The organism is Aminobacter sp. P4_D5, from assembly GCF_056401815.1.
Map to the genome: position 1 here is coordinate 1 of NZ_JBFUIP010001193.1, position 562 is coordinate 562.

The 562-nt window shown below is 75.4% G+C and carries 1 protein-coding gene; it reads left to right on the top strand.

The features are described 5' to 3' along the window. Window positions 1-559 (top strand): methyltransferase domain-containing protein (locus tag AC1DWF_RS37435; protein ID WP_476843476.1); only part of this gene is annotated, 559 nt, incomplete at its 5' end. Window positions 560-562 lie beyond the last annotated feature (3 nt).

The following is a 562-nucleotide window of genomic DNA, read 5'->3' on the forward strand; positions in this document are numbered from 1 at the left end:
GGTCACGCCGCACGGCGCGGCGCCCGGCGCGGCCTGGGCCGAGGACTCCCGCCTGCCGCTGCCCGACACCTCCCTCGACCGCATCCTGCTCGTCCACGCGCTGGAGACGAGCGACGCTGCGTCCGGCCTGCTGCGCGAGTACTGGCGCGTGCTGCGCGACGACGGCCGCCTGCTGATGGTGGTGCCCAACCGGATCGGCGCCTGGGCGCATTTCGATCACACGCCCTTCGGGCAGGGCCGGCCCTATTCGCGCGGCCAGGTTTCGCGGCTGCTGGAGCAGCGGCTGTTCCGGGTGACGCGGCGCGAGGCGGCGCTCTTCGTGCCGCCCTTCCCCTGGCGGATGCTGCTCGGCGGGGCCGGGCTGTGGGACCGAATGGGGCGGCGCCTGGCGCGGCGGCTCGCCGGGGTGATGCTGATCGAGGCCGAGAAGGACCTGCTGGCGGCGGTGCCGGCCAGCGGCATCGCGGTGCGCCGGCGGGTGACGGCACCGTTGCCCTCGAACTACGCGGTGAGCCCCTTCGGTCAGCGGCCGGAGGCGAGCTCCAGCGCGCGCGCATAGACG